This is a genomic window from uncultured Sphingomonas sp., from assembly GCF_964243315.1.
Taxonomy (GTDB): domain Bacteria; phylum Pseudomonadota; class Alphaproteobacteria; order Sphingomonadales; family Sphingomonadaceae; genus Sphingomonas.
On sequence record NZ_CAXTEM010000087.1, the window covers coordinates 1 to 7,678 of the forward strand.

General features: G+C 68.6%; 12 protein-coding genes. 6 read left to right on the forward strand and 6 right to left on the reverse strand.

Annotated elements, in window-relative coordinates; all coding sequences use genetic code 11:
- The 3 genes from ACFE77_RS15385 to ACFE77_RS15395 form a co-directional block, all read left to right on the forward strand.
- Positions 1-555, forward strand: a 555-nt coding sequence (locus ACFE77_RS15385; RefSeq protein WP_375422525.1) for a helicase-related protein, incomplete at its 5' end; no start/stop codon positions are given.
- Positions 556-561: 6 nt separating this feature from the next.
- A complete protein-coding gene (locus ACFE77_RS15390; protein ID WP_375422526.1) occupies positions 562-759 on the forward strand; it encodes a DUF1289 domain-containing protein in 198 nt (65 codons plus the stop codon).
- 61 nt (positions 760-820) lie between these two features.
- On the forward strand, positions 821-1,345 hold the full coding sequence (locus ACFE77_RS15395) for a DUF2243 domain-containing protein (protein WP_375422527.1): 525 nt from the start codon (positions 821-823) through the stop codon (positions 1,343-1,345).
- Positions 1,346-1,565: 220 nt separating this feature from the next.
- Here the strand turns inward: ACFE77_RS15395 and ACFE77_RS15400 are convergent, their stop codons facing one another.
- The 5 genes from ACFE77_RS15400 to ACFE77_RS15420 all read right to left on the reverse strand — a co-directional run bounded on the left by ACFE77_RS15400 (position 1,566) and on the right by ACFE77_RS15420 (position 5,398).
- A complete protein-coding gene (locus ACFE77_RS15400; protein ID WP_375422528.1) occupies positions 1,566-1,766 on the reverse strand; it encodes a hypothetical protein in 201 nt (66 codons plus the stop codon).
- Positions 1,767-1,872: 106 nt separating this feature from the next.
- Positions 1,873-2,487 (reverse strand): glutathione S-transferase family protein, encoded by a 615-nt coding sequence (locus ACFE77_RS15405; protein WP_375422529.1) that lies wholly within the window; start codon positions 2,485-2,487, stop codon positions 1,873-1,875.
- Positions 2,488-2,531: 44 nt separating this feature from the next.
- The gene (locus ACFE77_RS15410) at positions 2,532-3,407 is read right to left on the reverse strand and encodes a dienelactone hydrolase family protein (protein ID WP_375422530.1); all 876 of its coding nucleotides are present in this window, start codon (positions 3,405-3,407) and stop codon (positions 2,532-2,534) included.
- A gap of 47 nt (positions 3,408-3,454) precedes the next feature.
- Positions 3,455-4,534 (reverse strand): MBL fold metallo-hydrolase, encoded by a 1,080-nt coding sequence (locus ACFE77_RS15415; protein ID WP_375422531.1) that lies wholly within the window; start codon positions 4,532-4,534, stop codon positions 3,455-3,457.
- A gap of 183 nt (positions 4,535-4,717) precedes the next feature.
- Positions 4,718-5,398, reverse strand: a complete 681-nt coding sequence (locus tag ACFE77_RS15420) for a cell cycle transcriptional regulator TrcR (protein ID WP_375422532.1) — start codon at positions 5,396-5,398, stop codon at positions 4,718-4,720.
- Positions 5,399-5,573: 175 nt separating this feature from the next.
- Here ACFE77_RS15420 and ACFE77_RS15425 point away from each other — a divergent pair, with 175 nt between their 5' ends.
- On the forward strand, positions 5,574-5,834 hold the full coding sequence (locus ACFE77_RS15425) for a hypothetical protein (protein ID WP_375422533.1): 261 nt from the start codon (positions 5,574-5,576) through the stop codon (positions 5,832-5,834).
- 104 nt (positions 5,835-5,938) lie between these two features.
- Here ACFE77_RS15425 and ACFE77_RS15430 read toward each other — a convergent pair whose 3' ends face one another.
- A complete protein-coding gene (locus ACFE77_RS15430; protein WP_375422534.1) occupies positions 5,939-6,946 on the reverse strand; it encodes an NAD(P)H-quinone oxidoreductase in 1,008 nt (335 codons plus the stop codon).
- A gap of 73 nt (positions 6,947-7,019) precedes the next feature.
- Here ACFE77_RS15430 and ACFE77_RS15435 point away from each other — a divergent pair, with 73 nt between their 5' ends.
- Both ACFE77_RS15435 and ACFE77_RS15440 read left to right on the forward strand, forming a co-directional pair.
- Positions 7,020-7,214, forward strand: coding sequence for a DUF1192 domain-containing protein (locus ACFE77_RS15435; protein WP_375422535.1), 195 nt, complete (start codon positions 7,020-7,022; stop codon positions 7,212-7,214).
- 156 nt (positions 7,215-7,370) lie between these two features.
- The coding region (locus ACFE77_RS15440; protein WP_375422536.1) for a Clp protease N-terminal domain-containing protein at positions 7,371-7,678 on the forward strand (308 nt) is incomplete at its 3' end.

A 7,678-nucleotide genomic window follows, 5' to 3' on the forward strand; every position in this document is an offset into this window, starting at 1 on the left:
GTGTTCAACTATGACGCGCCGTGGCACCCCGACGATTACGTCCACCGCATCGGCCGCACCGGCCGCGCGGGGGCAACGGGCACCGCCTATACCTTCGTCACCCCCGACGACACCGAGAACGTCCAGAGCATCGAGAAGCTGACCGGCCAGACCATCGAACGGCTCGGCGCGGGCGACACAGCCGACGAGCCTGCGGCCGAGACCAGCGACGCGCCCCGCGCCCGCCGCGAGCGCGCACCGCGCCGCGACCACGCCCGCGAGGCGCGGCCGGCACGCGAGCCACGCACACCCCGCCCGCCCCGCGAGCCGCGCGCTGCGGCGGAAGCGGCCGAGGCTCCGGTCGAAGCGGCCGAGATCGAGGCGCCCGTGCGTGCGCCGACGCGCGCTCCTGCTCCGCGACAGGAAACTCCGCGCGCCGAGCGCCCGCGTCGCGACGCGCCGCGCGATGACCGCCGTGACGATCGCCGCCCCCGCCGCGATGCCATCGACGACGCGCCGGACGATGGCTGGAACGGCCCGATGCCCGACTTCCTGAAGGCGACGATCGGCGGCTGAGCCGAGGTGACGGATAGCGGCGCGACTGCCGCGCTTGAGGGCGCGTCGCCGTGCAATCAGGTGTGCACGCTCGACGCCGACGACGTCTGTGCAGGCTGCGGCCGCACGATCGACGAGATCGCCTCCTGGGGCGCGCTCCCCCTGCCCGACCGGCGCGCGATCCTGGCCGCCCTGCCCGCACGATTGGCGAAGATGCGCGGGTAACCAACGCGGCCGAGAATCCTGTGGGCAGCCTCGGTGGGCCGTCCGCGATAGATGCCGGATCTTGGAACATCCGTTCGGAACGGACGTCTTCGCCATGCCCGAGCAGGAGGACGTGGTGGTCAGCAGCAGGACATCGAAGCCCCTGGCAGCCGCGGGGATCATGCTCGGGATCGGCCTCGGTGGCTTCGTCGATGGCATCCTGCTGCATCAGATCTGGCAGGTCCACGCGATGCTGTCGGCCAAGGTGCCGCTGACGACGATGGCGAACATGCAGACCAACATGACTGCGGATGGACTGTTTCACGCCGCAGTATGGATCGCGACGCTCACCGGCATCATCATGCTCTTCAACGCGGCGCGGCGTCCCGACATCTTCCTGTCCGCGCGGGTATTCTACGGCTCGATGCTGGCGGGATGGGGCATCTTCAACGTCGTCGAGGGCATCATCGACCACCACATTCTCGAGGTGCATCACGTGGTCGAACGGCTAGGCCAATCGACGTGGGACTGGCTGTTTCTCGGGTGCAGCGTGGTGCTGATCTTTGTCGGCCGGAAGATCGCGAGCGGTGGTCGAGCCGCTGCCTGACCGGGCACGAATTCAGCCGGTTCACGTCGCAAGACTCAAGGTTTGGCGACACTAAGAGCCGCCGCAGGACGCTACTTATCCGTGTCCCCGCGAAGGCGGGGACCCAGTTACTGGGCTCCCGCCTTCGCGGGAGCACAAGCTAGGAAGGAGCACTTCATCTGTCGACCGTTTCGATCGTCCATAGAGTGGGATGCTGACCGACGAAGAAGCCGGCGCCTGCCTAGCGGTCGACGTCGAACTCCGCCGCACCCGCCAGCGGGGTCGGCGACGGTCCCGACGGCGGCGTCACCGGCGACAAGTCGCTATCGTCAGGCGCGCCGCGCCGCTTGTGAAACTGCTCGATCATCGCGAGCATCTCCTTACGCGACGCCTGCTCCTCGACGCTGAGCCGCGGTCGCCCGACGAGATCCTTCACCGGCATGATCACCTCCACGCGAATGCGAACGTCCGTTTCCTATCACGATCCTGCCGCCATGCGAGGTGCCACACACCCTCGGCGCAGACGATGCGGGCGCGTCAGGTCGCGCTCACCCCCTCGGCGCCATCAGCGCCTCGTCGATCGCGGCGGCGCGTTTGTAGGCGTCGCGGGTGGTGACGCGGGCGACATAGTCCTCGAACACCGGCAGCTTGGGGAGCGAGCCGAACTGGACGCCCCAGATCACTTGCGACCCCGCGTAGACGTCGGCCGCGGTGAAGCGGTCGCCGGCGATGTACGGATGCGAGGCCACCGCGCCGGCGAAGGTGTCGACCACCATCTCGTAGCTGCCATAGCCGACCATCCGCTGCTGCTCGGCCGAGGGCACGACGCCGAGCGATCGGTTGGTCACCGCGGCCTCTACCGGCCCGGCGGCGTAGAACATCCAGCGGTAATAGTCGGCGCGCTCGGCGGCGGTCGGCGCCAGCCCGGTTTCGGGGAAGGTGTCGGCGAGATAGGCGCAGATCGCCGCGCCTTCGGTGACCACCTTGCCGTCATGGACGATCGCGGGGACCTTCCCCATCGGGTTGACCGAGAGATACGCGTCGGCCTTCATCGACGACGCGTAATCGAGGATGACGGTCTCGTACGCGACGCCGACCTCTTCGAGCATCCAGCGCGCGATGCGGCCGCGGGACATCGGGTTGGTGTAGAAGGTCAGCGCCATGTCGTCTCCGATTCGTCAGGAACGGAAGTGGAACATCGGCGACCTCACGCGTCAAGCTGCTTGTGGAAGAACGCGATCGTGCGGTCCCAGGCGAGCGCCGCGGCGGCGGCGTCGTAGCGTTCGGCGGAGGTGTCGTTGTTGAAGGCGTGGTCGACGTTCGGATAGGTGAACGCCTCGACCGGCTTGTTCGCGGCCTTCAGCGCCTCGATCCAGGGCAGGCCGGTCGCCGCGACGCGCGCGTCCTTGCCGGCATAATGGAGCATCAGCGGAGTGCGGACCTTTGCCGCTTCGGCGGGGGCGGGCGCCGGACCATAATAGGAGACGCCCGCCGCCAGCGCGGGGCCCGCGGCGATCGCGAAGCGGTTCACGAAGGCGCCGCCCCAGCAGAAGCCGACGATCCCCGCCTTGCCCGACGAGGTCGGCTGGGCGCGTGCCTTGGCCATCATCGCCGCCACCTGCGCCAGCGCGACGTCATAGTCGACGGTGCCGATCAGCGTGCGGGCGCGGTCCTCGTCCGCCGGGGTCCCGCCCTGCGGCGCGAGCAGATCGGGCGCGATCGCGGTGAAGCCGGCGAGCGCAACGCGGCGCGCGACGTCCTGGATGTGCGGGGTCAGCCCACGATTCTCGTGGATCACGAACACCGTCCCGCGCTTGCCCTTCGCCTTAGCGGGTGCGGCGACATAGGCGCGGGAAGGCTTGCCCGCCTCGTCGCCGGTCACGATTTCGGTACGCAGCCGTGGGTCGGCCGGGTCGATCACCGCAGCGCCGGCGGGCGACGCGGCGATGCCGACGATCAGCGCCTCGGCCGCCGCCACCGATCCGACCAGCGCGGTCATCTGCTTCAACAGCGTGCGGCGGTCGTGGTGCTCGTGGGTGAAGGCGTCGTACAGGGCCACGGCGCGGTCGCGAAGCTCGGTCATGCAGGCTCTCCCGGAAATCGATCGTTGCCGCGCAGCCTAGCCCGCCATCACACCGCGCGCCACCACCACACGCCGTCGTGATCCTCACACACCGCCCTGCCCTCGACTTCCAATCGGCGGACATGCGCGAGCGCCTCGCCGGTCGCCATGCCGAGCATGTCGGGGCCGATCGCGCGGCGGAACAGCCGGCCGAAACAGTCGATCGCGCGGCGCGGTTCGCGCAGGAACACCGCGAGCTCGTCGAGCCGCTCGCGGTGCTCGCGGTCCATCGCATCGAGCCGCGCGTGGAGACCGGTGAACGGATCGCCATGCCCGGGCAGGACGAACAGGTCGGCGGGAAGCTCGCGCAGTCGCGCGATCGAGGCGAACCACTCGCCGAGCGGGTCGGCGTTCGGTTCGGTGACCCCGAGCGAGACGTTGGGGCTGATCCGCGGCAACACCTGGTCACCCGCGATCAGCACGCCGCCCGCCTCGTCGTACAGGCAGGCATGCTCCGGGCTGTGCCCTGATCCGACGACAATTCGCCAGTCGATCGCGCCGATCCGCAGCCTGTCGCCATGCGCGATCCGGGTGAAGCTCATCGGCAGCGGCGTCACGATCCGGCGGAACCCGGACCAGCCGCGAGTGCTGGCGTGGTCGATCTGCGCGGCGTCCCATCCCGCGGCGCGCCAGAACGCGATCATCTCGTCGGGCACCGCATCGCGCGCATCGGCGACGAGCATCCGCGCGGTGAGCCATTCGCCGCGGGTCATCACCAGCGGCGCGCGGTGGTGCGCGCACATCCACCCGGCGAGGCCGATATGGTCGGGATGAAAATGCGTGCCGATCACCTGCGTCACCGCGGTGCCCGCGAGCGGCCCGCGAAACACCGTCTTCCAGGCGTCGCGAGCGGCATCGGTGTTCATGCCAGCGTCGACCAGCGCCACCCCGCCCGCATCGTCGAGCAGCCAGCAATTGACGTGCTTCAGCGGTCCGGGGATCAGCAAGCGCACCCAGTCGATGCCGGGCGCGACCCGCATGACCCCACCGGGTGCGGGCTCGGCGCCGCCGAAGCGGTAGGTCAGACCCTTATGGCTGGTCGCCGCAGGGCTGTCGGAAGGCGCAAGGGCGACATCGGGTGGAGACATCGACCGTGGGTAGCGACTTGCAACCTACAGTGCCAGTGCGCGTCTTGCGCCGTCATCGCGCCCCACCACCCCGGCGGAGGCCGGGGCCCAGGTGAGAGACGATCATGGCTTGGGCAGCGCTTCGTTACCTCTACCTGCGCAACTGAGCCCCGGCCTCCGCCGGGGTGGTGCAACCGTGGGTAATCAGCGCTTGAATGGATCCCCGAACAGCGCGTTGGCCTCGCTGATCGGTTCGCGGCCGCCATTCTCGATGTCGCGCGCCAGCTGGTCGCGTTCGGCGCGGAGCTGTTCGATCAGCGCGCTGCGATCGCCTTCCAGGCGGTGGTCGGTCGGCTGGGCCTCGATCCCCGCCGCCTTCGCCGCCTTCGCCACCGCGGCGTCGAGCTCGCGCTGGGTGGTCAGCCCGAGGGTCACCGGATCCTTCGGCGTAATGTTGGCGATGTTCCAATGGCTGCGGTCGCGGATCGCGGCGATCGTGGTGCGGGTGGTGCCGATCAGGTTGCTGATCGCGCCGTCGGTGATCTCGGGATGGTTGCGGATGATCCACGAGATGCCATCGGGCTTGTCCTGGCGCTTCGACACCGGGGTATAGCGCGGGCCCTTGGTGCGGCGGACCTGGTCGGGGCCCTTGATCATCTGCAGCCGATAGTCGGGATCGGCCTGGCCCTTGTCGATCTCCTCCTGCGTGACCTCGTGCGCGCGGACCGGATCGCGGCCGGTCAGCTTGGTCGCGGCGGTATCGTCGGCGATCGCCTGCACCTCGAGGATATGGAGGCCGCAGAACTCCGCGATCTGATCGAACGAGAGCGAGGTATTGTCGACCATCCAGGAAGCGGTCGCATGGGGCATGAGCGGCTGGGCCACGGGGAAACTCCGTCCGAAATAGAAAGGGCCGCCCCTCTCGGAGCGGCCGTGCCATGACGACGATGTACTGCGCGTGTTGCCGAAGGGCAACCCGTCCGGCATTTTGCCCCGCCCTCGTTCCGTTTGTCACAAAGCCCGACTATGCGCCGACGTCTGTATTGAGGGAGTTAGAACAATGAAGACGATCAACGGTATCGCAGCGGCGCTCGCCGGCCTCGCCCTGCTGGCGACCCCGGTCGCGGCATCGGCGGCAACCGCCAACCCCGCCGCCAGCCTGTCGGTAGCCAAGGCACGCGCCGGCACCCCGACCACGGGCAAGAGCAAGCTCGGCGCCGACGTGCCGAAGACGACCCTGATCAGCATCGGCGTCCTCGCCGCATTGGTAGTCGGTGTGCTGGTAGCGACCGGCGGGGACGACGATTCCGACAGCAACTAAGGTCCTGCGCTCCTGCGCAGGCAGGAGTGAGCCCGCTTTCTTCCGTCGTTCCCGCGCAGGCGGGGATGACGGGAACAACTGGTGACGGCGCCACCGTCGCCCTGTCACGCGGCAACAATCTCCAGCACGATCTTCCCGACGTGATCGCCCGCCTCCATCCGCTCGTGCGCGGCCGCAGCCGCCGCAAACGGAAACACCTTGTCGACCACCGGCTTCAGCCGTCCGGCCTCGACGTGCGGCCACACCGTCGCCGCGAGTTCGTCGGCGACCAGCGTCTTGAACTGGGTGTCGCGCGGGCGCAGCGTCGAGCCGGTCAGGGTCAGGCGGCGACGCATGATCTCGAAGATCGGGATCGTCGCGGTCATCCCGCCCTGCACCGCGATCGACACGTGGCGACCGTCGTCGGCAAGGCATTGGAGGTTGCGCGGCAGATAGTCGCCGCCGACCATGTCGAGCACCGCTTGCACCCCTGCCCCGCCGGTGATGGCGCGTACCCGTGCGACGAAATCCTCGGTCTTGTAGTTGATCGCGTGATCCGCGCCGAGATCGAGCGCGCGGGCGCATTTCTCGTCGGAGCCCGCGGTGACGATCACGCACACGTCGAACAGGTTGCACAGCGCGATCGCCATCGTGCCGATGCCGCTGGTGCCGCCATGGACCAGCACCGTGTCGCCCTCGGTCGCATAGGCGCGCTCGAACAAATTGGTCCACACCGTGAACAGCGTCTCCGGCATCGCCGCGGCCTCGACCATCGTCAGCGCGTTCGGCACCGGCAGGCATTGGCCGAACGGCGCGACCGCATATTCGGCATAGGCGCCGGCGGTCACCAGCGCGCAGACCGGCTGGCCGATCTGCTCCGCCTCCACGCCCTCGCCGACGGCGACGATCGTGCCGGAGAATTCCATGCCGAGGATCGACGAGGCGCCCGGCGGCGGCGGGTACATGCCCTTGCGTTGCATCACCTCGGGCCGGTTGACCCCGACCGCGGCGACCCGGACCAGCACCTCGCCCGCGGCGGCCGTGGGAACCGGGCGCTCGACCAACCGCAGCACCTCCGGCCCGCCGGGCTCCTGCGGATCGATCGCGTTCATCGTGCTGGGGATCGCGACCATGTGTCTCGCTTCGGCTTGCTGGACGAAACGGCGTTATTGACATCGTGCGTGCCAGGGTCAACGCTGCACTGCAATGGAGCTCGACGACGCCCCCTCGCGTCCCAATGACGCGCTTGACGAGCTGATCCGGCAGGACCTCGATCCCCTGTCGGTCGCCGAACTCGAAGCGCGGATCACCGTGCTCGAGGGTGAGATCGCGCGATCCCGGATCAAGCTGGAACGCGCGGTTAATCACCGGGCAAGTGCCGATCAGCTATTCAAGCGATGACCGTACCCGGCCCCCTCCGACTTCCTATTAGGCATGGGTGGGCCAGATACGAACGGGGTTGGACGGCGGCGCTTGATGCGGAGCGGTTCAATGCCGACATATGCGGAAAGGGCGCGGCTCCCGGCCGTTACTTGCGCCCGACTGGAGTATCCTGACATGCCGTCCTTCGCCCCCGCGCTCGAGACCACGCTGCACAAGGCGCTCGAAGCCGCATCGTCCCGCCGCCACGAATATGCCACGCTGGAGCATCTGCTGCTGGCGCTGATCGACGACGAGCATGCCTCCAAGGTCATGGACGCGTGCCACGTCGATCTGGGCGAACTGAAGACGACGGTGGCGCATTATCTCGACACCGAACTCGACGCGCTGAAGGTCGAGGCGGCGACCGATCCCTCGCCCACCAGCGGGTTCCAGCGCGTCGTCCAGCGCGCGATCCTCCACGTCCAGTCGTCGGGCCGCGACGA

Bases quoted from the DNA above. Each gene is read 5' to 3' on its own strand.
- ACFE77_RS15400 (WP_375422528.1), bottom strand. From the start codon at position 1,766: ATGCCGGTGAAGGATCTCGTCGGGCGACCGCGGCTCAGCGTCGAGGAG.
- ACFE77_RS15405 (WP_375422529.1), bottom strand. From the start codon at position 2,487: ATGGCGCTGACCTTCTACACCAACCCGATGTCCCGCGGCCGCATCGCG.
- ACFE77_RS15410 (WP_375422530.1), bottom strand. From the start codon at position 3,407: ATGACCGAGCTTCGCGACCGCGCCGTGGCCCTGTACGACGCCTTCACC.
- ACFE77_RS15415 (WP_375422531.1), bottom strand. From the start codon at position 4,534: ATGTCTCCACCCGATGTCGCCCTTGCGCCTTCCGACAGCCCTGCGGCG.
- ACFE77_RS15425 (WP_375422533.1), top strand. From the start codon at position 5,574: ATGAAGACGATCAACGGTATCGCAGCGGCGCTCGCCGGCCTCGCCCTG.
- ACFE77_RS15430 (WP_375422534.1), bottom strand. From the start codon at position 6,946: ATGGTCGCGATCCCCAGCACGATGAACGCGATCGATCCGCAGGAGCCC.
- ACFE77_RS15435 (WP_375422535.1), top strand. From the start codon at position 7,020: ATGGAGCTCGACGACGCCCCCTCGCGTCCCAATGACGCGCTTGACGAG.